The organism is Kiloniellales bacterium, from assembly GCA_030066685.1.
Classification (GTDB): domain Bacteria; phylum Pseudomonadota; class Alphaproteobacteria; order Kiloniellales; family JAKSBE01; genus JAKSBE01.
The window spans coordinates 1-23,886 of record JASJBF010000026.1 but is presented as its reverse complement, the minus strand read 5'-3'; the positions used below and the strand labels follow the sequence as shown (position 1 = coordinate 23,886).

Sequence of the window (23,886 nt, the reverse complement as noted above, 5' to 3'; positions counted from 1 at the left end):
CGATGCTGACCGCCCGGAGAAAGGTCCCGCCGATCACGCCGCAGATGCTGGTCTTCTTCGCGCTGCTGTTCAGCTATCCGCTTTGGGCGCCGGCGGTCGGGCTCTACGACTACATCGGGGTCGAGATCGCGATCTGGATCATCTACGCATTGGGCTACAACCTACTGCTGGGCTACACCGGCCTGCCTTCCTTTGGGCACGGCGCCTTCCTGGGCATCGGCGCCTACGCCTACGGCCTCAGCCAGCTCAACCTTTTCGACAGCGTCTGGGGCGGCCTTGTGCTGGCGGTCTGCGCGGCGACCGTCGCGGCCGGGGTGGTCGCCTGCTTCCTGTCGCACCGCCGGGGGATCTACTTCGCGCTGATGACCATCGCCTTCGGGCAGATTTTCTGGTTCGTCGCGATCAAGTGGCACGGCCTGACCGGCGGCGAGGACGGCCTCTTGAACGTGCTCCGGCCCGAGCTCGGCCTCGGCGTCGCCTCGGTCAGCCTGAAGTCGAACGCGACGCTCTACTACTTCGCCGCCGCCCTGCTGGCAGTGATCGTCGTCGTGCTCTGGCGTGTTCTGCACTCGCCCTTCGGCGCGGCCATCCAGGCCATCCGCATGAACGAGACCCGGGCGCGCTTCGTCGGCTACCGGGTCTGGCTGATCAAGTGGACGGTCTTCACCCTCTCGGGCGCCTTCGCCGGACTGGCCGGCGGGCTGTTCTGCCTGACCCAGGAAAGCGCCTATCCCGACGTCATGAGCCTGCACGCCTCGGGCTTTGTGGTCATGATGACCCTGATCGGCGGCGGCTTCGTGTCCTTCTGGGGGCCGGTGGTCGGCGCGATCGTGTTCTTCCTGGCACGGGATCTATTGGGCTCGGTCACCGAGGCCTGGCTGCTGTGGTACGGCCTGCTGTTCATGGTGGTGATGCTGTTCGAGCCGGAAGGCATTGCCGGCGCCTGGGGCCGGATCGTCGCGCGCCTCAAGTCCCAGAAGGTCGCCGCGCCGGCAGCCGGCAAGGAGGCCTCGACATGAGCCTCTTCGCCGCGGAGCACCTGCACAAGCGCTTCGGCGACCAGGTCGTGCTGGAGGACGTCTCGCTGTCCTTCGAGGCCGGCGCGGTCAGCGGGATCATGGGGCCCAACGGCGCCGGCAAGTCGACCTGCTTCAACGTCCTGACCGGACTGCACCGGCCGGACCGGGGCCGGGTGACCTTCGACGGCGAGGACATCACCGGGCTCGCCCCGGACGAGATCACCCGGCGCGGCGTCTCCCGCTCCTTCCAGATCATGACCCTCTTCGACGAGTTCACCGCGCTGGAGAACATCCTGGTCGCCCTGCCCGGTGTCCGCCGCGGCCTCGGCCGGATCTTCTGGCAGCCCCGGGGCGACGACGCCGTCGTCGCGGAGGCCCGCGGCGTGCTGGCACAGGTCGGCCTGGAGGGCCGGGCGGACACGCCGGCGGCGGCCCTGCCCTACGGCGAGCGGCGGGCGCTCGAGATCGCCGTGGCCCTGGCCGCGCGGCCTCGGATCGTCTTCCTGGACGAGCCGACCCAGGGCCTGGGCGCCGAGGGCCAGGCCCGTCTGACCGAGCTGATCCGGGAGCTGCGGCGCAGCTACACCCTGGTCGTCATCGAGCACGACATGGGCTTCCTCTTCGGCCTGGCGGACCGGATCTCGGTGATCCACTGGGGCCAGGTGATCGCCGAGGGCACGCCCGAGGCCCTGCGAGCCAACAACTGGGTCCGCGCCTCCGAGCTGGGAAAGGCGCCGTGATGCTGCGAGTGGCGGGCATCGACACCTTCTACGGCGAGACCCAGGCGCTCTTCGGGGTCTCCCTGGAAGTCGGCGCGGGCGAGGCGGTCGCCCTGCTTGGCGCCAGCGGCGCCGGGAAGACCACGGTGTTGCGCTCGGTGCTCGGCCTGACACCGGCCCGGCGCGGCGAGATCCGCTTCGCCGAACGCGACATCACCCGGCGACCGACCCACGAAATCGCCCGCGCCGGCATCGCCTGGGTGCCGGACGACCGGCGGATCTTCCCGGCCCTCATGGTCAAGACCAACCTGGCCTTGGGCCGGAAGCGGAGCGGCTTCAAGGCCTGGTCGCTGGACGATTGCTTCCAGGTCTTCTCGGCGCTGGAGTACCTGATGGAGCGGGACTGCGAGAACCTTTCGGGCGGCGAGATGCAGATGGTTGCGATCTCCCGCGCGCTGCTGGGCTCGCCCGGGCTGATCCTGCTCGACGAGCCCTCCCAGGGCCTGGCGCCCAAGCTGGTGCAGGACGTCATGTCGGTGATCGCGCGGATGAAGGACCACGGGGTCTCGGTCCTGGTGGTCGAGCAGAACGCCGCCTCGGCCCTCAAGGTGACCGACCGGGTCTACGTCCTGAGGCAGGGCCAAGTCGTGCACGAAGGCGCCTCAGCGGCCCTGCTGGCCGAGGAGAGCCTGCGCAAGGAGCTGCTGGGGACATGACCGGGAGCGACCCGCCGATCCTCGACGTCCGCGGCCTGGCCAAGGTCTATACCCGGGGCTGGCTCGCCCCGCAGGAGACCTTCCGTCTGGAAGCGGCCTTCACGATCGCCACGCCCCGGGTGGTCGGCGTCATGGGGCCGAACGGCTCGGGCAAGACCACCCTCTTCGAGCTGATCACCGGCTCCAACCGGCCGAGCGCCGGCGCGGTCCTCTGCTGCGGCCAGGACGTGCACAGGGTGAAGTACCGCGAGCGCGACCGCCTGGCGATCCACTACCACCAGTCCTACCAGGTCCGGCGCTTCGCCAAGCGCCTGCCCTCGGTCCTCTTGCAGCACGCCACGACCGACTATCCCATGGTCCACCTCTTCGACGAGCCGCAGTTCAACACCCAGGACGGCTACATCGGCTTCATGCTCGAGTTCTTCCGCGCGCTGCGGGCCCGCGGCCGGCTGGTGTTCCTCTGCGTTCACCCGAACGAGCCCTTTCAGGTCCGGATCCTGCGCGAGATCTGTGAGGAGTACATCTTCGTCAAGGACGGCCGGCTGAGCCGAGCGCCGAGCTTCGAGGCGCTGCTCGAGAACCCGGCCGCCGTCGCCTACCTCGGCAAGCTCGCCGAAGCCTGACACAGGGAGCCGGAGCATGGACCCGATCACACCCCGCGTCGACTTCGAGGCCACGCTGCCCGGCCTCTACCGGCTGGACGGCAAGGTCGCCTTCCTGCCCGGCGGCTACGGCGGCATCGGTGAGGCCGTCGCCTGGGCCCTGGCCCTGGCCGGCGCCACGGTCGTGGTCGTGGGCCGCGACGCCGACAAGGCGGCCGAACTCGCCCGAAACCTGAACGACGCCGGCCTCGCCGCCGACGGCCTGGCGATCGACTGCGCGGAGGTGGAGGCGATCCGCGAGGGAGTCGAGGCCGTGTTCTCACGTCACAAACGCATCGACATCCTGTTCAACTGCGTCGGCATCCAGCGCGAGGAACCGCTGCTGGAGGTCACCGAGGCGGCCTTCGACGAGGTTTACCGGACCAACCTGAAGTCGGCCATGTTCCTGGGCCAAAGCGTGGCCGCCCGGCAGATCGAGATCGGCGCGGGCGGCAGGCAGGTGCACCTGCTGTCGGTCCGCGCCCGGCTCGGTCTGCGGGCACGCGGCTACTCCGCCTACTGCGCGACCAAGGGCGGGCTGGTCATGCTGGTCAAGCAGCACGCCATGGAGCTGGCGCCCCACGGGATCACTGTGAACGGCATCGCGCCGACCTTCATCTACACCGAGCTGATCCGCCATGTGATGGAGAACGACGACTTCCGGCGCGAACTGCTCGCGCGGATTCCGCTCGGCCGGATCGGCGATCCCAAGGACGTGGCCGGCGCCGGCCTGTTCTTCTGCGCGCCGGCCTCGGACTTTGTGACCGGCCAGATCCTCTACGTCGACGGTGGAATCACCGCCAGCCAGTAGGGCCAGGCCAGGCTTCCCGCCTTCGGATCCTTCCTCGCCAGGGTTTTCCACAGGGCCGGCGCTCGCGCGGCGCGTGCAAAACGTGTTCTATGGGTGCGGCGAAACACCTGGGAGGAAAAGCCTATGAAGCCTGCGATAACGACGGCCGCCGCCTTGGCGATGGCGGCGGCCTTTGGTTTCCAGAGCGCCGAGGCGAAGCCGCCGCGCTTCATCCGAAGCGATGTGATCTGCACCCAGTACGACGGCGCGACCGACGACCTCTTGACCGGCGGCCTCGGCGCCTCGGGCCTGGGTCTCCTCGGCACGGCGCCGACTTTGTCGGACCCGCCGACGACCGCGGAGCTGCGCAGCCTGGCGATCTTCAGCAACTACCGGGCCCTGGTGCCGATCGACCCCGGCGGCGGCTACGGCACCCTCTTCGGCCCCAACATCGACGCCCAGGGCGAGGACACCGGAACCGAGGGCAAGATCGCCGGCCTGGAATGCCTGGCCTACGCCGGCCGGGCCAAGGGCCGGGAGAACGTGACCCTCATGGTCCAGGTGCCCGAGAGCTTCGATTTCGAGGCGCCCTGCATCGTGACCGCGCCTTCCTCGGGCTCGCGCGGCGTCTATGGCGCGATCGGCACCGCCGGCGAGTGGGGCCTCAGGAACGGCTGCGCCGTCGCCTACACCGACAAGGGGACCGGCAACGGCGCCCACAACCTGCAGCGCGACACGGTCAACCTGATCCAGGGCCAGCGCGAGGATGCGAAGGTCGCCGGCCGCGACGCCGCCTTCCGGGCCCGGCTGAGCGACGCGGCCCTGGCCGCCTTCAACGCCAAGACGCCGGACCGACTCGCCTACAAGCACGCCCATTCGCAGCTCAACCCCGAGGCCGACTGGGGCCGCAACGTCCTGGAGTCGATCGAGTTCGCCTTCGCGGTCGTCAACGGGCTCTGCGCCGACGACGATTTCGACGGCGAAAGCCTGGCGCGCTTCGGCGGGGACGATGACGATGACGGCGACGACGAGGGCTGCGGGATCACGCCGGAGAACACCATCGTCATCGCTTCAAGCGTGTCGAACGGCGGCGGTTCTTCGGTCCTCGCCGCGGAGCAGGACAAGAAGGGCCTGATCGACGGCATCGCGGTCTCGGAGCCCAACGTCAACCCGAAGCCGGGCGGCGCCTTCGGCATCCAGCAGGGCGAGGGCGAGGTGCTCTTCGCCCACAGCCGCAGCCTCTACGACTACACGACGATCCTCAGCGTCTACCAGGGCTGCGCCAACCTGGCGCCGAGCAACGCCGGCGCGCCCTTCAATGTCGGCGGCAGCGAGGCACGCTGCACCTCGCTCTTCGAGAAGGGCCTGGTGAGCGGCGCGAACACCGACGAGCGGGCCGAGGACGCGCAGAGGATCATCAACGCCGCCGGCATCCTGCCGGAGCAGAACGTCACCCAGCCCTCCAACTACGGCCTCTTCGTGCCCCAGGCGATCGGCATCACCTATGCCAACGCCTACGGCCGCTTCTCCGTGGTCCGGAACCTCTGCGGCTACAGCTTCGGCGCGACGGACGGCGAAGACAACCCGGCCGAGCTTGACCCGGCCGACGAGCAGGCGCTCTTCGGGGCCGGGAACGGCATCCCGCCGACCGCGGAGGTCAACGTCATCAACAACGATTCCCTCCTGGGCCCGAAGCGGGACCAGACCTCGATCTCCCCCTCGAACGGCAGCGCCGACCAGAACCTCGACGGCGCGCTCTGCCTGCGCGCTCTCGCGACCGGCCGCGATCCCGAGACCGGCAAGAAGCTCCGCGGCCGGGATCGGGTCGATGCTTTGCGGATCGCCAGGGGGATCTCGAAGGTCCGGGCCAAGGGCGACCTGCGCGGCAAGCCGGCGGTCTTCGTGACCGGGCGCCAGGACGCCATCCTGGCCCCCAACCACACATCGCGGGCCTACGTCGGGCTCAACCGCCTGGTCGAGGGCGCGGGGACCGGGCTGCGCTACTACGAGGTCCTGAACGCCCATCACCTGGACGCCCTGACCATCCTGGACGTGGCCTTCAACACGCCGCTGTTCTCGGACAAGCTGATCCCGCTGCACCATTACCTCTTCCAGGCGCTCGACATCATGTTCGACCACCTGAAGAACGGGACGCCGCTGCCGCCGAGCCAGGTGGTGCGGGCCGTCCCGCGCGGCGGGACCGGCGGACCGCTCGAGGCGGTGCCGCCGCTCAAAGAGGCGGTCAACCTTCCGGCGATCGACCCCAGCCCCGACGCCGGGGACCTGATCGTGTTCAGCGGCGGGATCCTCAGGATCCCCGACTAGAGGGAACCGTGGAGGCGGGCGGCCCGAGCGAGCGGGCCCACCCGCCGGCGGCGGGTCCAGGCCCCGGCAAAGCGGCATAGCACGTCGAGGTCCGGCCTCGCGATCGGCGGCCGTGGCAATTGCCACAGTTCCCGGGCCGCCGCCGCGCTAGCGTCCCCGACAAGAGGTCTACGAACTTTGACCTAAAGCAAGACCCTCGAGATCGGACGGCAAGTCTTCATCGGCGGCTGAGCAGGTCGTGCGGAGGGCTGCGCCAGTATAGCGACCCACTCAATCGAGCCGAGGGACGGCGCCGCGGGGGCCGTTCCTAGGGCTTGCTCGGCAGCGGTCCGGCCGGCGGCGGAGCGGCCGCTCGGCCCGGTTCGGCACCGGCCGACCGGAAAGCCGGCGACCGACGCGGAGCTTCCGATCCGGGCGACGTAAGCGCCCGACGTTGAACTGGGAGAAAAGCCATGCAGACCTACAACATCGGCGGTTATGACTACGACGACTTCGAGTCCTTCGGACGGCGCTGCGGGTGTTCGCGGCCGAGCTACGTCAAGCGGAACCAGGTCGACGCCAAGCTGCGGGAATTCCGCAGCGCCAACGCCGCCTTCCGGGACACGACCGGCAACATCCACATCCCGATCAAGTTCATCCACCTGACCGACGGCGCCGCGGGCGTTGTGAACGCGCAGCAGCGCGAGGACCAGGTCCGCGTGCTGAACACGGCCTACCGGCTGCACGGAATCGTCTTCACCCACAGCGAGGCCGACGTCGAGGAGGTGAACAATGCCGACTGGTTCCGGATGGGGCACGACTCCGCCGCCGAGCGCGCGGCCAAGACCGCCCTACAGACCGACCCCGAAACGACGCTGAACTTCTACACGACCAACGGCGGCGGTCTTCTGGGCTGGGCCACCTTCCCCTGGGACCTGGCCGGAGACCCGGTGATGGACGGCGTCGTCGTGCTCTTCAGCTCGCTGCCGGAGATCGGGCCGCCGCCCTACAACCTCGGGCAGACGGCGACCCACGAGGTCGGCCACTGGCTCGGCCTCTACCACACCTTCCAGGGCGGCTGCAGCGCGACCGGCGACCATGTCGGCGACACCGTCCCGCACAGCGGGCCGAACTTCGGAAAGCCCGAGGTCGGGCTGCGGCACAACGCCTGCAATCCCGGCGACGCCGCGCCCGTCCAGAACTACATGAACTACGTGGACGACGACTGGATGGACAGGTTCACCGACCAGCAGGTCGCCCGCATGAAGGACATGATCGGAACCTTCAGGCCCGAGGTCCTGCAGAACGAGGAATCGGATCCCGGGCTCTACAAGGCCTGCACCCGGGTCCAGCGAGAGCTCTGAGCCCGGTCCCCGGCGCCGGCCTCGGCAGGGGCGAGGCCGGCGATCGAGGGCGCTTCGACGCGGAGGGTCGGCAGGTGTTCCGACGCGCGATCTGCGGCTCAGGGGGAGTCGAGTATCTCCCGCAGGACCAGGCGGTCCGGCGCGGCCTCCTCGACCTGCCAGCGCCGGACCCGGCCGTCCGGCTGCTCGATGACCAGCAGGTTGCCGGACTCCAGCCGCCAGCGCGCTTCGGTCGGGATCGACCCGTCGGCCGGCGCGATCTCGTCGAAAGTGGCGCGGTTTTCCTCCTTCAGTTCGAAGGCTTCGCGGCCGCGGGAGGGTTTGAAGGCCCCGCTGCCCGGTCGGTAGACCTGCCGCAAGGAGTCCTTCGGATCATCTTCTTCGTGGGCGTGCTTCCAGGCACCCATAAGGTCCTGGGGCGAATAGCTCGTTTTCTCGCCGGGCATGCGGTCTACCCCTGCCTCCTGGCCTTCGGCCCGGCGAGACCCTTCGGTGACACCGAGGCAAGCGGCCGCCAGGGCGGCGGCGCAAAGCAAACACAAGAGCCGTGAGGAGGCTGTGCCATGTCGCAGTTCGACATCAACGCAAAGCGGGCGGCGCTCGGAGACGTTCGGCATCGCAAGAACATCAACAACTTCTCAGACAGCGAGATCGACACGCTGCGTGCCGCCTATGGCGCAGTCTACGGCATCCGAAACCGGGATGACAATCGCGGCTATCAGTACTGGGCCGGCAAGCACGGCCGCCCCGAAGCGGACTGCGATCACGGCCGCCTCTTCCTGCCCTGGCACCGCGCCTACCTCTACGGGCTCGAGAAGGCGATGCAGTTCCACAGCCCCGACGTGACCCTGGCCTATTGGAACTGGAGCGGGGCCGCGACCCTCGCCTCCAACGACCTGCCCGCGCCCTGCCGCGACGCGACCTTGGCCGACGGCAGCGACAACCCACTCTTCGCCGGACCGATCTACTACCGGGAACCCGACGGGACCCTCGTGGACCGGATGAGCCGGCGCGGCAACCGAACGACGCCGAGCTACGCGCGACTCAAACAGGAAGTGGAGAGCGCCTTCGAGGAGGACGAGTTCCTGCCCTTCCAGGGCGAGATCAACGGTCCGCACGGCGGCCTTCACGTCCGGGTCGGCGGCGACATGGGCGCCTTCGACTACGCCGGCTACGACCCGATCTTCTGGATCCACCATGCCAACGTCGACCGCCAGTGGGCGCGCTGGCAGCGGAGCCACGACGGCGCGGTGGTGCCGCGCCTCGACTTCTCGCTGCCCGGCGTCGACATGACCGTGGGCACGACGGTCAATCACCGCATGAGCCTGGGCTACGACTACATCGCCAACGAGTGCTTCGAGTCCTTCGACCGCAAGGACGTCGCGGCGGGCCTGGCGGCCTTCAACGCCTCGCCGACGCAGTTCTCGGTGGCCGACCTCGCCGACGGCTTCGAGTCGGCGATCATCGAGTTCCACAACGTCGGCCATCCGCTCGAGGGCACCCGGGAGCTGCGCGTCTTCATCAACCAGCCCGACGCCGACGCGGACACCCCGACCGAGGGCAACGATCACTACGCCGGGTCTCGGATCCTGCTGGGCAAGTCCATGTGCTACGGCGAAGACGGCCACTGCGCCCTGCCGCCGGCGCGGGAGAAGTTCGATCGCCGCGTCCGGCCGCAGATGAAGCCGATCAAGATCTACATGAACGTCACCAAGACGATGCAGATCCCGGCCGTCGTCGCAGCCGAGGCCGGCCGCACCCTGATCACCATCGTGGTCGTCGACCAGGACGAGAACCTGCTGCCGCTCAACTCGGTGAAAATGGACGGCCTCTCCTTCATCGCCCGCGACGGCGTCTAGGCGGCAACCCCGGCGGCCTGGCCGGAGTAACGAACGATTTCCTCGGCAAGAACGTGGGCCTGTGGCGACTCATAACTTCAAGCTTGAAATTTTATATCTAAAATTTTAGGCTTGAAGCACTTGAGGAGCCGCGAGAGATGGCCAAGCGTATCGCCTGCCTCGGCGGCGGCCCGGCGGGGCTCTACTTCGCGATCAGCGCCAAGCTGCGCGATCCCGCCCACGACGTGGTCGTCGTCGAGCGCAACAGACCTCACGACACCTTCGGCTGGGGCGTGGTGCTCTCCGACGAGACCCTGGACAACCTCGCCGCCAACGACCCCGTCAGCGCCGAGGTCATCCGCCGGCACTTCGCCTACTGGGACGACATCGCGGTCCACTACCGGGGCAGCCGGACGGTCTCTTCCGGGCACGGCTTCTGCGGCATCGGGCGGCGCAAGCTGCTCAACATCCTGCAGGACCGGGCGCAGGAGCTGGGCATCGAGCTGCGCTTCGAGACCGAGATCGCCTCGACCGCGGACTTCGACGACCACGACCTGATCGTCGCCTCCGACGGGCTGAACTCGAAGATCCGCAGCGAGCACGCCGCGGTCTTCAAGCCCGACGTCGACGTCCGGGCCTGCAAGTACATCTGGCTCGGCACCCACCAGAAGTTCGACGACGCCTTCACCTTCATCTTCGAGGAGACCGAACACGGCTGGATCTGGGTCCACGCCTATCAGTTCGACGCGGACACCGCGACCTTCATCGTGGAGTGCGCCGAGGACACCTGGCGCAACCTCGGCTTCGACCGGATGAGCCAGGCTGAGACCATCGCGCGCTGCGAAGAGCTCTTCGCCGGCTACCTGGGCGGCCACGAGCTGATGTCCAACGCCAAGCACCTGCGCGGCTCGGCCTGGCTGAACTTCCCACGGGTGCTCTGCGAGAAGTGGTCCCACGGCAAGATCGTCCTGATGGGCGACGCCGCCGCGACCGCGCACTTCTCGGTCGGCTCGGGCACCAAGCTGGCCCTGGAGAGCGCCATCGCTCTGGCCGACTACCTGCAGTCCGAGCCGGACATGCCGGCCGCCTTCGCCCGCTACGAAGACGAGCGGCGAACCGAGGTGCTGCGCCTGCAATCGGCGGCGCGCAACTCGACCGAATGGTTCGAGCAGGTCGAGCGCTACCTGCACCTGGACCCGGTGCAGTTCACTTACTCCCTGCTGACCCGCTCGCAGCGGATCAGCCACGAGAACCTGCGCCTGCGCGACGGCGGCTGGCTGGAGGGCGCAGAGTCCTGGTTCGAGACCCAGGCGACGGGCCAGACGCCGAACCGGGCCCGGCCGCCGATGTTCGTGCCCTTCCGCCTGCGCGGTCTGGAGCTGGCCAACCGGGTCGTGGTCTCGCCCATGGCGCAGTACAAGGCGGTCGAAGGCAACCCGACGGACTGGCACCTGATCCACTACGGCGAGCGGGCCAAGGGCGGCGCCGGGCTTGTCTATACCGAGATGACCTGCGTCTCGCCGGAGGGCCGGATCAGCCCCGGCTGCACCGGCCTCTACGCGCCCGAGCACGAGGCCGCCTGGACCCGGATCGTCGATTTCATCCGTGCCGAGACGCCGGCAAAGGTGGCGATCCAGCTTGGCCACTCCGGACCCAAGGGCTCGACCCAGCTCGGCTGGGAGGAGATGGACGCGCCGCTCGAGACCGGCAACTGGGAGGTCATGGGGCCTTCGCCGGTGCCCTGGTCCGAGGCCAACCAGGTGCCGAGGGAGATGACCAAGGCGGACATGGACCTGGTCCGCGACCAGTTCGTCGCTTCGGCCGAGATGGCGCTGCGCTGCGGATTCGACCTGCTGGAGCTGCACTGCGCCCACGGCTACCTGCTCTCGGCCTTCATCACGCCGCTCACCAACCGGCGCGGCGACGCCTACGGCGGCTCGCTGGACAACCGCCTGCGCTTCCCGCTGGAGGTCTTCGAGGCGGTGCGCGCGGTCTGGCCGGCGGAGAAGCCGATCTCGATCCGCATCTCGGCCCACGACTGGGTCGGCGACGAAGGCGTCACGCTGGAGGAGGCCGTGGCCATCGCGCGCAGGCTGGGCGAAGCCGGGGTCGACATCATCGACGTCTCGGCCGGGCAGACCTCGACCCGGGCCCAGCCGGTCTACGGCCGCATGTTCCAGACGCCCTTCTCGGACCGGATCCGCAACGAGACCGGGCTGGCGACCATGGCCGTCGGCAACATCTACGAGCCGGACCACGTGAACTCGATCCTCATGGCCGGGCGCGCCGACCTCTGCTGCCTGGCCCGGCCGCACCTGGCCGATCCCTACTGGACCCTGCACGCGGCGGCGGCCCTGGGCCAGGCGGACGCGGTCTGGCCCAAACCCTATCTGGCCGGACGCGACCAGCTGCAGCGCCTGGCGGCCCGCGGCGAGACCGGGACGATGAAGGTGTGACCTTGGCCGAGCTGCGCGACAAGCATGCCCTGGTGACCGGCGGCGGCAGCGGCCTCGGCGCCGCCATCGCCCGCGCTCTGGCGGCCCGGGGCTGCGCGGTCACCCTGGTCGGGCGGCGGCAAGAGCCGCTGCAGGCGGTCGCGGCCGCGCTGCCCAGGGCCGCGGCCGTGCCGGCGGACGTGACCGACGAGGCCGGCGTGGCGGCGATGTTCGAGGCCGCCCGCGCCGCCTTCGGGCCGCTCGACATCCTGGTGTCCAACGCCGGCGCGGCGGAGAGCGCGCCGCTCGGCAAGACGGACCTGGCGCTCTGGCAGCGGATGCTGGCGGTCAACCTGACCGGCGCCTTCCTCTGCGCCCGCGGCGCCCTGGCCGAGATGCAGGCGCGCGGCGACGGGCGCATCGTCTTCGTCGCCTCGACCGCCGGCCTCAAGGGCTACGCCTATGTCGCGCCCTACTGCGCGGCCAAGCACGGCGTGGTCGGCTTGACCCGGGCCCTGGCCCAGGAAACCGCCAGGAGCGGCATCACCGTGAACGCGGTCTGCCCGGGCTTCGCCGAGACGCCGCTGCTGGACGACTCGATCCGGGTCATCGCCGAGGCCACGGGCCGCAGCGAGGCCGAGGCGCGGCGCCGCCTGCAGGCCAGCAACCCCCAGGGCCGCTTCGTCCGGCCCGAGGAGGTCGCCGAGGCCGTGCTCTGGCTCTGCTCGATCGGTGCGGCCGCCGTCACCGGCCAGGCCATCGCGATCGCCGGAGGCGAGGTCTGATGCCCCGTGCCGGCAGCCAGCGCCGGGTGGCGGAGAACCGTCCCAGCAAGCAGCGCCTGCGGCTCTGGCTTCGGCTGCTGCGCAGCACGCGATTCATGGAGGGCGAGCTGCGCGAGCGCCTGCGGGTCGGCTACGGCGTGACCCTGCCGCGCTTCGACGTCCTGGCCGCGCTGTTCCGCTTCGAGGCCGGGATGACCATGACCGAGCTGTCGCGCCTGCTGATGGTCTCCAACGGCAACGTCACCGGCATCGTCGACCGCCTGGTCCGGGACGGCCACGTGGTGCGCGTGCCCGACGAGCAGGACCGCCGCGCGACCTTCGTACGCCTGACCGCCAAGGGCCGCGCCTTCTTCGAGGAGATGGCGGAGACCCACGAAGGCTGGGTCGACGAGATCCTCGCCGCCGTCTCCCCCGGCGACACCGACAAGCTGATCTCCCTTCTGGAGCGGCTTCCCAGAGGCAACGGGACGGCCTGAGCCATGACTGCGATGAAGACCCTCAAGCCCCGGCACTTCGACTGGCGGATGGACGGCGAGGTCGCCCTCGTCTCCCTGGCGCGGCCGGAGCGCAAGAACCCCCTGACCTTCGAGTCCTATGCCGAGCTGCGCGACACCTTCCGCGCCCTGGTCTACGCCGAGGACGTCTCGGCAGTGGTCTTCGCCCCCAAGGGCGGCAACTTCTGCTCGGGCGGGGACGTGCACGAGATCATCGGCCCGCTGGTCGAGCGCGACATGAAGGGCCTGCTGGCCTTCACACGCATGACCGGCGACCTTGTCAAGGCGATCCGCGCCTGCCCGCAGCCGGTGATCGCGGCGGTCGACGGGGTCTGCGTCGGCGCCGGGGCCATGATCGCCCTGGCCGCCGACCTGCGCCTGGGCACGCCCGAGGCCAAGACCGCGTTCCTCTTCACCCGGGTCGGCCTGGCCGGCTGCGACATGGGCGCCTGCGCCCTACTGCCCCGGGTTATCGGCCAGGGCCGCGCCGCCGAGCTGCTGTTCACCGGCCGCTCCATGAGCGCCGAGGAAGGCGAGCGCTGGGGCTTCTTCAACCGGCTGGTCGCGGCATCGGAGTTGGAGACCGAGGCGGTCGCGCTGGCGCAGCGCCTGGCCGAGGGCCCCAACTTCGCCCACGGCATCACCAAAACCATGCTCAACCAGGAATGGGCCATGGGCCTGGAGCAGGCCATCGAGGCGGAGGCCCAGGCCCAGGCAATCTGCATGCAGACCGCCGATTTCGAGCGCGCCTACCGGGCCTTCGTGGCCAAGGAAAAGCCGGTCTTCGAGGGCAACTAAGGGGCTGCTCAGGAAATATTGATGCGTTTGGTCCGAGTGAAATCGGCCTGCAGTTAGGAGCGAGGAGGCAGGACATGCCAAAGCATATTCAACGACGAGCGACGCGGCAGCGGGCCGATTTCACTCGGACCAAACGCATCAATATTTCCTGAGCAGCCCCGACGATGGGTGACCGAAGCTTCCTCGACTGGCCTTTCTTCGACGAGCGGCACCGGGCTCTGGCCGCCGAGCTGGAGGACTGGGCGGCGCGGGAGCTGGCGGAGGTTGACCACGACGACCCGGATGCGGCCTGCCGCGACCTGGTGGCGCGGCTGGGGCGCGACGGCTGGCTGCGCCACGCCGCCGTCGACCCGGAGGCGCCGGAGGCCGGCCTCGACGTGCGTTCCCTCTGCCTGATCCGCGAGACCCTGGCGCGCCACGACGGCCTGGCCGACTTCGCCTTCGCCATGCAGGGCCTGGGCAGCGGCGCGATCTCCCTCTTCGGCACGGCAGAGCAGCGGGCCTGGCTGGCGCGGACCCGGGCGGGCACGGCGATCGCGGCCTTCGCGCTGAGCGAGCCGCGCTCCGGCTCCGACGTGGCCAATATCGAGGCCACGGCGGTCCGCGACGGCGACGACTACGTCCTGAGCGGCGAGAAGACCTGGATCTCCAACGGCGGCATCGCGGACCTCTACGTGGTCTTCGCCCGCAGCGGCGAGGCGCCGGGGGCCAAGGGGCTCTCGGCCTTCATCCTGCCGGCGGAGACGCCCGGCCTGGAAATCGCCGAGCGGCTGGAGGTCATCGCGCCGCATCCCCTGGCGCGGCTGCGCTTCGACGCGCTGCGTTTGCCGGCCTCGGCCCGGATCGGCGCCCCGGGCGAGGGCTTCAAGATCGCGATGAGCGTGCTCGACGTCTTCCGACCGAGCGTGGGCGCGGCGGCCCTGGGCTTCGCGCGGCGGGCCCTGGACGCGGCCCTGACGCGGGCACGCGAGCGCGAGCTTTTCGGCGCGCCGCTGGCCGAGCTGCAGCTGGTCCAGGGCCAGCTCGCCGAGATGGCGCTGGACGTGGATGCCGCCGCGCTGCTGGTCTACCGGGCCGCTTGGGCCAAGGATTCGGGTGCCGCGCGCATCACCCGCGAGGCCGCGATGGCCAAGCTCTTCGCCACGGAGTCGGCGCAGGCCGTGATCGACAAGGCGGTGCAGATCCACGGCGGCGACGGCGTGCGCGCCGGCCATTCGGTGGAGCGGCTCTATCGCGAGATCCGGGCGCTCAGGATCTACGAGGGCGCCTCGGAGGTCCAGAAGGTGATCATCGCGCGCCAGGCTCTCGCTGGAGCCGGTGCCGGCGCGATGAAAGGAGCGTGACATGCTGGGACCGAGCGCACATGTCGACACTTTCGCGCGGGACTCCCTGCCGCCCGCGGAGCTTTGGCCCGACCTGCTGCTGGAGCGGCCGGAGTTCCAGTACCCGGAGCACCTCAACGCCGCGGTCGAGCTGACCGACCGCATGGTCGAGCGGGGCTTCGGCGATCACATCGCCCTGATCGGCAACGGCCGGGTGCGTACCTACAAGGAGCTGACCGACTGGTCCAACCGCCTGGCCCACGTGCTGGTCGAGGACTACGGCATCGTCCCGGGCAACCGGGTGATGATCCGCTCCGGCAACAACCCCGCCATGGTCGCGGCCTGGCTGGCGGCGACCAAGGCCGGCGCGGTGGTGGTCAACACCATGCCGATGCTGCGCGCCGGCGAGCTGAGCAAGATCGTCGACAAGGCACAGGTCCGCCTGGCGCTCTGCGACAGCCGCATGGGCGAGGAGCTCGAGGCCTGCACCGCGGACAGCGCGTTCCTGGAGCGGGTCGTCTACTTCGACGGCACGCGCAACCACGAGGCCGAGCTGGACGAGAAGGCGCTGACCAAGCCGGTCGTCTTCGAGGCCGTCAACACCGGGCGCGACGACGTCGCGCTGCTCGGCTTCACCTCGGGCACCACCGGCGCGCCCAAGGCGACCATGCATTTCCACCGCGACCTGCTGATCATCGCCGACGGCTATGCCAAGTCGGTGCTGGGGGTGAAGCCGGCCGACGTCTTCGTCGGCTCGCCGCCGCTGGCCTTTACCTTCGGACTCGGCGGCTTGGCGATCTTCCCGCTGCGCTTCGGCGCCACGGCCACCCTGCTAGAGGACGCGACTCCGCCCAACCTGGTCAAGATCATCGAGACCTACCGCGCGACCATCTGCTTCACCGCGCCGACCGCCTACCGGGCGATGCTGGCGGCCATGGAGGAGGGCGCGGATCTCTCCAGCCTGCGCCTGGTGGTCTCGGCCGGCGAGACCCTGCCGGCGCCGACCTTCGAGGCCTGGGTCGAGAAGACCGGGGTGCCGATCCTGGACGGCATCGGCGCCACCGAGCTGCTGCACATCTTCATCAGCAACCGCGTCGAGGACGCTACGCCGGGGTCGACGGGCCGGCCGGTGGCGGGCTACGAGGCGCGGGTGGTGGATGATCGGCTGCGCGTCCTGCCGCCGGGCGAGGTCGGCAAGCTGGCGGTGCGCGGCCCGACGGGCTGCCGCTACCTGGCCGACGCGCGCCAGAAGGACTACGTGCGCGACGGCTGGAACCTGACCGGCGACGCCTTCTCGGTGGACGTCGAGGGCCGCTTCCACTTCGCCGCGCGCAGCGACGACATGATCATCTCCTCCGGCTACAACATCGCCGGGCCGGAGGTCGAGGCGGCCCTGCTCTCCCACCCCGAGGTGGCGGAATGCGCCGTGGTCGGCGCGCCGGACCCGGAGCGGGGCGAGATCGTCCAGGCCCACGTGGTGCTGGCCGAGGGGGCGGCGGGGGACGAGGCCTGCGTCAAGCGCCTGCAGGAGCACGTCAAGGCGACCATCGCGCCCTACAAGTACCCGCGCTCGGTGCGCTTCACCGAGGCCCTGCCCAAGACCCAGACCGGCAAGATCCAGAGATTCAAGCTGAAAGCGGCGGGAACGGATTAGTGCCAGGAAACGTCAAAGTCATTGCCCGCGACACCCCCCACCCTAACCCTCCCCCACAAGGGGGGAGGGAACCGTGGTGCGGCCGGCGCGCCACCCCCTCCCCCTTAATGGGGGAGGGTTGGGGTGGGGGTGAGTCCATCCGCAACCCCAGCCGGTACAAAAAGAAACACAAGCAAGGAGGCTTTTAGATGCGCAACATTCTGAAAGGTATCTGTTCTGCTCTGGCGGTCGCCGGCGCGGTCAGCGCCGCGGCGGCGGAACCGGTGAAGGTCGGCATGATCACGACGCTCTCGGGCGGCGGCTCCAGCCTGGGGATCGACGTCCGGGACGGCTTCCTGCTGGCGGTCAAGCGTTCCGGCCGCAAGGACCTGGAGGTCCTGGTCGAGGACGACGCCCGCAAGCCGGACCTGGCCAAGCAGATCGCCGACAAGTTCGTCCAGCGCGACAAGGTCGACATCCTGACCGGCATCATCTGGTCGAACCTGGCCATGGCCGTGGTGCCGGGAGCGGTGCGCCAAGGCGTGTTCTACATCTCGCCCAACGCCGGGCCCTCGGCCCTGGCCGGCAAGGGCTGCCACGAGAACTACTTCAACGTCGCCTGGCAGAACGACAACCTGCACGAGGCGATGGGCGGCTACGTCCAGGCCCAGGGTTTCAAAAAGCCCTACATCCTGGCGCCCAACTATCCGGCCGGGAAGGACGCACTGACCGGCTTCAAGCGCTTCTACACCGGCGATCTCGCCGGTGAGACCTACACCAAGCTGGGGCAGAAGGACTACGCCGCCGAGATCGCCCAGATCCGCGAGGCCAAGCCGGACTCGGTCTTCTTCTTCCTGCCCGGCGGGATGGGGATCGCCTTCATGAAGCAGTACGCCCAGTCCGGGCTGGACGCGCCGGTCTTCGGCCCGGCCTTCTCTTTCGACCAGGGCATCCTCAAGGCGGTCGGCGAAGCCGCGCTGGGCGTCAAGAACACCTCGCAGTGGTCCAAGGACCTGGACAATCGCGCCAACAAGGCCTTCGTCGCGGCCTTCCAGGAGGAGTACGGCCGGCTGCCCTCGCTCTACGCCTCCCAGGGCTACGACGCCGCCAACCTGATCCTGGCCGCCCTCGACACGGCCGGCGGCATCGGCGACAAGGACGCCTTCCGGGCCGCGCTCAAGGCCGCCGAGTTCGCCTCCGTGCGCGGCAAGTTCCGCTTCGACAGCAACCAGCATCCGGTCCAGGACATCTACGTCCGCGAAGTGGTCATAGAGGGCGAGGTCTTGACCAACCGCATCGTCGGCCTCGGTCTGGCCGACCGCTCCAACGCCTACGTCGAAGACTGCAAATTGTAAGCCGTAGAGGGCCGCAACGCGGTGCGGCCCCGACCTTCAGGACAGCCAGCCCGTGTCGGCCGCCTTTCTCATCGAGCAGATCCTCAACGGGGTGCAGTTCGGCGTCATGCTGTTCCTCATGGCGGCCGGGCTGACCCTGGTTTTCGGCGTGATGGGCCTGATCAACCTGGCCCACGGCGCGCTCTACATGACCGGCGCCTTCGTCTGCGCTTGGGTCGTGCAGGCGACCGGGTCCTTCTGGCTCGGGCTGGGGGCCGGGCTGGTCGCGGCCGCGGCGGCGGGCGCGGTGGTGGAAATGGTCGTGATCCGGCGGCTTTACGACCGAGACCACCTGGACCAGGTTCTGGCGACCTTCGCGCTGATCCTGATCTTCAGCGAGGGGACCCGCTGGGTCTTCGGCGACCGGCCGCTCTACCTCGACATTCCCGAGGCCCTGTCGGGCGCGGTCACCCTGCCCGGGGGCGCTGGCTATCCGGTCTATCGCCTGGCGATCATCGTGGTCGGCACGCTGCTGGCGCTCGGGCTCTACCTGCTGATCGCGCGGACCCGGCTGGGCATGCGCATCCGCGCCGGCGAGAGCGACCGCGAGATGATCGGGGCGCTGGGGGTCGATATCAAGACGCTCTACACCGTGGTCTTCGCCCTGGGCGCCGCCATGGCCGGCATCGCCGGGGCCCTGGTCGGCGCCCTGCAATCGGTCGAGGTCGGCATGGGCGAGCCGGTCCTGATCCTGGCCTTCGTGGTCATCGTCGTCGGCGGCATCGGCTCGATCAAGGGCGCCTTGATCGGCGCGGTCTTGGTCGGGCTGGTCGACACCCTGGGCCGGGTCTTCCTGCCGCAGGCCTTCGCGCTCTTTCTGCCGAGCGCCGAGGCGACGGCGGTCGGCTCCGCCCTGGCCTCCATGGCGATCTACCTGCTGATGGCTCTGGTGCTGATCTGGCGGCCCAGAGGCCTGTTCCCGGTCCATGCCTGACCTGAGCCGGGAGACCCTGGTCAACGCGGCGATCGCGGCCCTGCTGCTGGCGGCGCCGCTGATCGCCTCCGCCCTGGACGAGCCCTTCTACGTCTCCTTGGCCACGCGGGTCGCGATCCTGGCCCTGGCCGGAGTCGGCCTGAACTTGGCTCTGGGCTACGGTGGCATGATCAGCTTCGGCCACGCGGCCTTCTTCGGCCTCGGCGGCTACGTCGCCGGCATCGCGGCGACACACGCCTTCGACGGCTCGGCCTTCCTCACCTGGCCCGTCGAGATCGGCGGCACGGACCAGATGCTGGTGATCTGGCCCCTGGCCATGCTGCTGGCCGGGCTGGCGGCGGCGGCGATCGGCGCCGTCTCGCTGCGCACCTCCGGCGTCTACTTCATCATGATCACCCTGGCCTTCGCCCAGATGATCTACTACCTGGCGATCTCCCTGCCGACCTACGGCGGCGAAGACGGCCTGCCGATCTACGTGCGCAACGTCCTGCCGGTGGTCGACAGCGGCCGGCCGCTGGTGCTCTTTCTGGTCTGCTTCGCGCTCTTGATGCTGGCGCTCTTCGCCAGCGCCCGCCTGGTCGGCTCGCGCTTCGGCGCGGCCCTGCAGTGCGCCCGGCAGAACGAACTGCGCCTGGCCACGGTCGGCATCGCGCCCTATCCGATCAAGCTGACCGGCTTCGTGGTCTCGGCCATGATCACCGGCCTGGCCGGGGCGCTCTTCGCCGACCTCAACGGCTTCGTCGGCCCCTCCATGCTGTCCTGGCACCGTTCGGGGGAGATCATGATCTTCGTCATCCTGGGCGGGGTCGGCCGGCTCTTCGGCCCGGTCGCCGGGGCGGCGCTCTTCATCCTGTTGGAGACCCTGATCGGCGGCTTCACTGATCGCTGGCAGCTCTTCCTGGGATTGATCCTCCTGGCGGTCGTGCTCTTCGCGCGCGGCGGACTGATCGGCCTGGCGGCCGGAAAGGCCCGCCATGACTGAGCCGCTTCTCGAGCTCCAGGCCTTGCAGAAAGCCTTCGGCGCCCTGCGCGCGACCGACGAGGTCTCCCTCGCCGTCGCGCCCGGCCAGATCCACGCGTTGATCGGCCCGAACGGCGCCGGCAAGTCGACCCTGATCGGCCAGATCGCCGGCACCCTGCGCCCCGATGCCGGCCGGATCAGGTTCCGCGGTCAGGACATCACCGGCCTCTCGGTGGCGCGGCGGGCGTTGCTGGGCCTGGGCCGGACCTTCCAGATCTCCTCCCTGGCGGTGGAGTTCTCGGTCCTGCGCAACGTGCTGCTCGCCGTGCAGGCGCGCAGCGGGTCGAGCTTCCGCTTCTGGTCCCGGGTGCGCGACGAGGCTGCCCTGGTCGAGCAAGCCATGGCGGCGCTGACCCGGGTCGGGCTGGCGGACCGTGCCGAGGTCGCGGCCGAGGCTCTGTCCCACGGCGAACGCCGGCAGCTTGAGGTCGCCATCGCCCTGGCCATGCGGCCGGCGCTGCTCCTTCTCGACGAGCCCATGGCCGGGCTGGGACCGGAGGGCTCCAAGCGCCTGGCCGGCTTCCTGCAAGAGTTGAAACAAGAAACCGCGATCCTCCTGGTCGAGCATGACATGGATGCGGTCTTCGCCCTCGCCGACCGGATCTCGGTGCTGGTCTACGGCCGGATCGTCGCCTCCGGCACGGTCGAGGAGGTGCGCGCCTCGCCGGTCGTGCGCGAGGCCTACCTGGGGGCCGAGGCATGCTGAGGGTCAGCGGACTCGAGACCTTCTACGGTCCCTCCCAGGCGCTCTTCGGGGTCGAGCTGGCGCTTGGCGAGGGCGAGATGGTGGCGCTGCTGGGCCGCAACGGCATGGGCAAGACCACCACCCTGCGTTCGATCTGCGGCCTGACCCCGCCGCGCCGGGGCGAGGTCGTCTTCGAAGGGCGGCGCCTGGCGGGGCTGCCCGGCTTTCGCGTGGCGCGCCTGGGGATCGGCCTGGTGCCCGAGGGCCGGCGCTGCTTCGCCAACCTCAGCGTCTGGGAGAACCTGGTGGCGACGGCGCGGGGCGGCGGCTGGAACCTGGAGACGGTCTACGCGCTCTTTCCCCGCTTGAAGGAGCGCGCCGAGCAGTCGGCCCGCACGCTCTCCGGCGGCGAGCAGCAGATGCTCGCCATCGGCCGCGCCCTGATGACCAACCCGAAGCTTCTGATCCTCGACGAGGCGACCGAAGGCCTGGCGCCGATCATCCGCCAGGAGATTTGGGCGGTCATCGCCGGCCTCAAGGCCCAGGGCCTTTCGACCCTGATCGTCGACAAGAACCTGAAGGAGCTGGCGCCCCTGGCCGACCGCTGTGTCATTCTGGAGAAGGGCCGCAGCGTCTGGCACGGCGCTCCTGCGGCGCTGCTGGCCGACGTCGGCCTGCAGAACCGCTATTTGGGAGTCTGAACGTGGCTGCCTTCGAGACCGACGGCGTCAGCGGCAAGGCACGAGGCCTGCCCGCATACGCCCTTTCAACCCTCCGCCCCTTCCTTCCGGGCGCCTGAGCCAGGAGCGAACGCCCATGCATCGATTGCTTCATCCCGCACACTGGAAGCCGGCCAGCGGCTATGCCAACGGCATCCTGGCCGAGGGGCCGAGCATCCACGTCGGCGGCCAGGTCGGCTGGACCGGCGACCAGGTCTTCGAGGCCAAGGACTTCGTCGGCCAGGCCGAGCAGGCGCTCAGGAACATCGTCGAGATCATATCCGAGGCCGGCGCCGGGCCGGAGCACGTCGTCCGCCTGACCTGGTACGTCCTCGACAAGCGGGAGTACCTGGGCTGCCTCAAGGAGCTCGGTGCCGCCTACCGGCGGGTCATGGGCCGCCACTACCCGGCCATGACCCTGGTCCAGGTCGGCGCCCTGGTCGAAGACCAGGCGAAGGTCGAGATCGAGGCCACAGCGGTCCTGCCCAAGGACGCCGGAACACGATGATACGAGGTCGGATCGACCTCATATCTGAATCCCGCCTTATCAGGGCTTCGTCGCGCTGATTTCGACCGGGCTGCCAGGGGCGGATCGGCATCCGGCGCCGAGAGCCAGATGATCCTGCAGAGCGCAGTCGCCGAATGGCACGCAGCCCGCCGCATTTCGATCGCGAAGGCCGGCCGTGGACGCTTGCCACGCTTCGCCTCGTATCTGGCACCTGTTGGCAATTAACGGCGGTCGGGCTGCCGTAGCGTTCCTCCAGTTGAAGGGATTGCCGAGCGGGCTCGGACTTCGATGGCAGGGTCGGCGTCGGCAGACCTCGAACACCCCGTCGATCGCGAAGACGCCTGCAGGACCCGGATCGCCGACGGGCATTTCCGCCGTTGTATCCCGGCGCCGCACAGGCCGGTCCTCTTCGAACGAAACAAGCCCCTCACCACTAGGCCCATAGGGAGAACAATCGTGGCAACGAAAGTAAGCGCTCAGAGAAGGCCTCAAACCGTCGCTCGCAAAGCGCCTGCCAAGAGCAAAGCCGGCATGTCGGTTCTGGACTTCTTCAATGTCGCGACAAACCGCTTGGACAGCTGGAACGATCTGAACAACGCGGCCGTGAGGTTGAGCCATGCGAAGGCGAGCGGCCGCGACACCAAGGAGCTGGAGGACAGGGTCAAGGACCTGCTGGCCCTTCGAGAGGCCTTCGAGACCTTCTGGGCCTACCCCGGCGCGGCCCTCTACACCGACATCGTCAATCTCTTCAAGGAGGGCGACTTCGCGGCCTTCGCGCAGGCGGTGGATCGCATCACCCGCAACCTGATGACCGGCAGCTACCGCCGGGGCACGGCGGCCTGGAACCTCACCGAGGACGTCCAGGACGATGTGGCGGGCCTGCCGGAATACTACGAGCAGCGTGAGTTCTCGCGGCCCTATTTCGAGGTCATGGTGGTCGACGACAACATCAATCCGCAACAGCAACAGCGGATCCGCGACGAAATGAAGAAGCTTCGTCGGCCGGAGGACCCCTTCATCTACGAGATGGTCTGGGTGCCGAGCTTCGAGGACGCCATCGCCGGCGTGATCATGAACCACAACGCCCAGTCGGTCGTGATCTACGACTACTTCCCCTTCGAGTCGCGCTTCGACTTCCAAACGCTGCGCGACCGAATCGATCGTTTCGTCGAGCACGATCCCGACACGCTCGCACCGGAGAGCTACGGCACCGCGCTCGCCGATTCGATCTACAACATCCGGCCGGAGCTGGACATCTTCCTGATGACGGACCGGCGCGTGGAAGCCTTGGCCGCCCAAGCGACCGCGGCGCATATCCGCCGGATATTCTACGACGTCGAGGAACTGAACGAGCTGCATCTCAGCATCCTCGAAGGGGTCGGCGAGCGCTACAAGACGCCCCACTTCTCGAATTTGCAGAAGTTCAGCCGGCGCCCGATCGGCACCTTCCACGCCCTGCCGATCGCCCGCGGCAAGTCGATCTTCAAGTCCCACTGGATCCGGGACATGGGCCACTTCTACGGCACCAACCTGTTCCTCGCCGAGACCTCGACGACGGCCGGCGGGCTGGACAGCCTCCTGGAGCCGAAGAGCACCATCAAGGAGGCGCATGAGTTGACGGCGCGCGCCTTCGGGTCGGAGCACAGCTACTTCGTGACCAACGGCACCTCGACGGCGAACAAGATCGTCGTCCAGGCCCTGTGCAAGCCGGGCGACATCGTGATCGTCGACCGGAACTGCCACAAGTCGCACCACTACGGCTTCGTG

22 protein-coding genes are annotated in these 23,886 nt (G+C 69.1%); 21 read left to right on the top strand and 1 reads right to left on the bottom strand.

The window, feature by feature from the left end:
• Positions 1-2: 2 nt before the first annotated feature.
• The 7 genes from QNJ30_14800 (at position 3) to QNJ30_14770 (ending at position 7,553) form a co-directional block, all read left to right on the top strand.
• Complete coding sequence (locus QNJ30_14800) at positions 3-1,019, top strand: branched-chain amino acid ABC transporter permease (protein ID MDJ0944733.1); 1,017 nt, start codon at positions 3-5, stop codon at positions 1,017-1,019.
• Positions 1,016-1,759, top strand: coding sequence for an ABC transporter ATP-binding protein (locus QNJ30_14795; protein MDJ0944732.1), 744 nt, complete (start codon positions 1,016-1,018; stop codon positions 1,757-1,759). The genes QNJ30_14800 and QNJ30_14795 overlap by 4 nt, the downstream gene beginning before the upstream one ends.
• Complete coding sequence (locus QNJ30_14790; GenBank protein MDJ0944731.1) at positions 1,759-2,454, top strand: ABC transporter ATP-binding protein; 696 nt, start codon at positions 1,759-1,761, stop codon at positions 2,452-2,454. The genes QNJ30_14795 and QNJ30_14790 overlap by 1 nt, the downstream gene beginning before the upstream one ends.
• Complete coding sequence (locus tag QNJ30_14785) at positions 2,451-3,077, top strand: ATP-binding cassette domain-containing protein (protein ID MDJ0944730.1); 627 nt, start codon at positions 2,451-2,453, stop codon at positions 3,075-3,077. Before QNJ30_14790 ends, QNJ30_14785 begins: the two co-directional genes overlap by 4 nt.
• Before the next feature lie 16 nt (positions 3,078-3,093).
• On the top strand, positions 3,094-3,906 hold the full coding sequence (locus tag QNJ30_14780) for an SDR family oxidoreductase (GenBank protein ID MDJ0944729.1): 813 nt from the start codon (positions 3,094-3,096) through the stop codon (positions 3,904-3,906).
• A 123-nt stretch (positions 3,907-4,029) separates the two neighbouring features.
• A complete protein-coding gene (locus QNJ30_14775) occupies positions 4,030-6,210 on the top strand; it encodes a 3-hydroxybutyrate oligomer hydrolase family protein (protein ID MDJ0944728.1) in 2,181 nt (726 codons plus the stop codon).
• A gap of 452 nt (positions 6,211-6,662) precedes the next feature.
• Positions 6,663-7,553, top strand: coding sequence for a zinc metalloprotease (locus QNJ30_14770; protein ID MDJ0944727.1), 891 nt, complete (start codon positions 6,663-6,665; stop codon positions 7,551-7,553).
• 98 nt (positions 7,554-7,651) lie between these two features.
• Here the strand turns inward: QNJ30_14770 and QNJ30_14765 are convergent, their stop codons facing one another.
• The gene (locus tag QNJ30_14765) at positions 7,652-7,999 is read right to left on the bottom strand and encodes a hypothetical protein (protein MDJ0944726.1); all 348 of its coding nucleotides are present in this window, start codon (positions 7,997-7,999) and stop codon (positions 7,652-7,654) included.
• A 117-nt stretch (positions 8,000-8,116) separates the two neighbouring features.
• On the opposite strand from QNJ30_14765, the gene QNJ30_14760 reads away from it, so the two are divergent.
• From QNJ30_14760 to QNJ30_14695, 14 genes are all read left to right on the top strand, one after another.
• Positions 8,117-9,412, top strand: coding sequence for a tyrosinase family protein (locus QNJ30_14760; protein ID MDJ0944725.1), 1,296 nt, complete (start codon positions 8,117-8,119; stop codon positions 9,410-9,412).
• 137 nt (positions 9,413-9,549) lie between these two features.
• Positions 9,550-11,847, top strand: a complete 2,298-nt coding sequence (locus tag QNJ30_14755) for a bifunctional salicylyl-CoA 5-hydroxylase/oxidoreductase (GenBank protein MDJ0944724.1) — start codon at positions 9,550-9,552, stop codon at positions 11,845-11,847.
• Positions 11,844-12,611, top strand: a complete 768-nt coding sequence (locus QNJ30_14750; protein ID MDJ0944723.1) for an SDR family NAD(P)-dependent oxidoreductase — start codon at positions 11,844-11,846, stop codon at positions 12,609-12,611. The genes QNJ30_14755 and QNJ30_14750 overlap by 4 nt, the downstream gene beginning before the upstream one ends.
• Positions 12,611-13,087: a MarR family transcriptional regulator gene (locus tag QNJ30_14745; GenBank protein ID MDJ0944722.1), complete on the top strand. Its 477-nt coding sequence runs from the start codon at positions 12,611-12,613 to the stop codon at positions 13,085-13,087. The genes QNJ30_14750 and QNJ30_14745 overlap by 1 nt, the downstream gene beginning before the upstream one ends.
• 3 nt (positions 13,088-13,090) lie before the next feature.
• Positions 13,091-13,903 (top strand): enoyl-CoA hydratase family protein, encoded by an 813-nt coding sequence (locus QNJ30_14740; GenBank protein ID MDJ0944721.1) that lies wholly within the window; start codon positions 13,091-13,093, stop codon positions 13,901-13,903.
• 164 nt (positions 13,904-14,067) lie between these two features.
• The gene (locus QNJ30_14735) at positions 14,068-15,246 is read left to right on the top strand and encodes an acyl-CoA dehydrogenase family protein (protein ID MDJ0944720.1); all 1,179 of its coding nucleotides are present in this window, start codon (positions 14,068-14,070) and stop codon (positions 15,244-15,246) included.
• 1 nt (position 15,247) lies between these two features.
• Entirely contained in the window at positions 15,248-16,879 is a 1,632-nt protein-coding gene (locus QNJ30_14730; protein ID MDJ0944719.1) for an AMP-binding protein, read from the top strand.
• Between the two features lie 188 nt (positions 16,880-17,067).
• Positions 17,068-18,213: an ABC transporter substrate-binding protein gene (locus tag QNJ30_14725; protein ID MDJ0944718.1), complete on the top strand. Its 1,146-nt coding sequence runs from the start codon at positions 17,068-17,070 to the stop codon at positions 18,211-18,213.
• Between the two features lie 52 nt (positions 18,214-18,265).
• Complete coding sequence (locus tag QNJ30_14720; protein ID MDJ0944717.1) at positions 18,266-19,186, top strand: branched-chain amino acid ABC transporter permease; 921 nt, start codon at positions 18,266-18,268, stop codon at positions 19,184-19,186.
• Positions 19,179-20,168 carry a branched-chain amino acid ABC transporter permease gene (locus tag QNJ30_14715; protein MDJ0944716.1) on the top strand — a complete coding sequence of 330 codons (990 nt, stop codon included), beginning with the start codon at positions 19,179-19,181 and terminating at the stop codon, positions 20,166-20,168. The genes QNJ30_14720 and QNJ30_14715 overlap by 8 nt, the downstream gene beginning before the upstream one ends.
• Positions 20,161-20,913, top strand: a complete 753-nt coding sequence (locus QNJ30_14710) for an ABC transporter ATP-binding protein (protein ID MDJ0944715.1) — start codon at positions 20,161-20,163, stop codon at positions 20,911-20,913. The genes QNJ30_14715 and QNJ30_14710 overlap by 8 nt, the downstream gene beginning before the upstream one ends.
• Complete coding sequence (locus QNJ30_14705; protein MDJ0944714.1) at positions 20,907-21,593, top strand: ABC transporter ATP-binding protein; 687 nt, start codon at positions 20,907-20,909, stop codon at positions 21,591-21,593. The genes QNJ30_14710 and QNJ30_14705 overlap by 7 nt, the downstream gene beginning before the upstream one ends.
• Positions 21,594-21,708: 115 nt before the next feature.
• Positions 21,709-22,119: a RidA family protein gene (locus tag QNJ30_14700; GenBank protein ID MDJ0944713.1), complete on the top strand. Its 411-nt coding sequence runs from the start codon at positions 21,709-21,711 to the stop codon at positions 22,117-22,119.
• Positions 22,120-22,650: 531 nt separating this feature from the next.
• Positions 22,651-23,886, top strand: a 1,236-nt coding sequence (locus QNJ30_14695; GenBank protein ID MDJ0944712.1) for a beta-eliminating lyase-related protein, incomplete at its 3' end; no start/stop codon positions are given.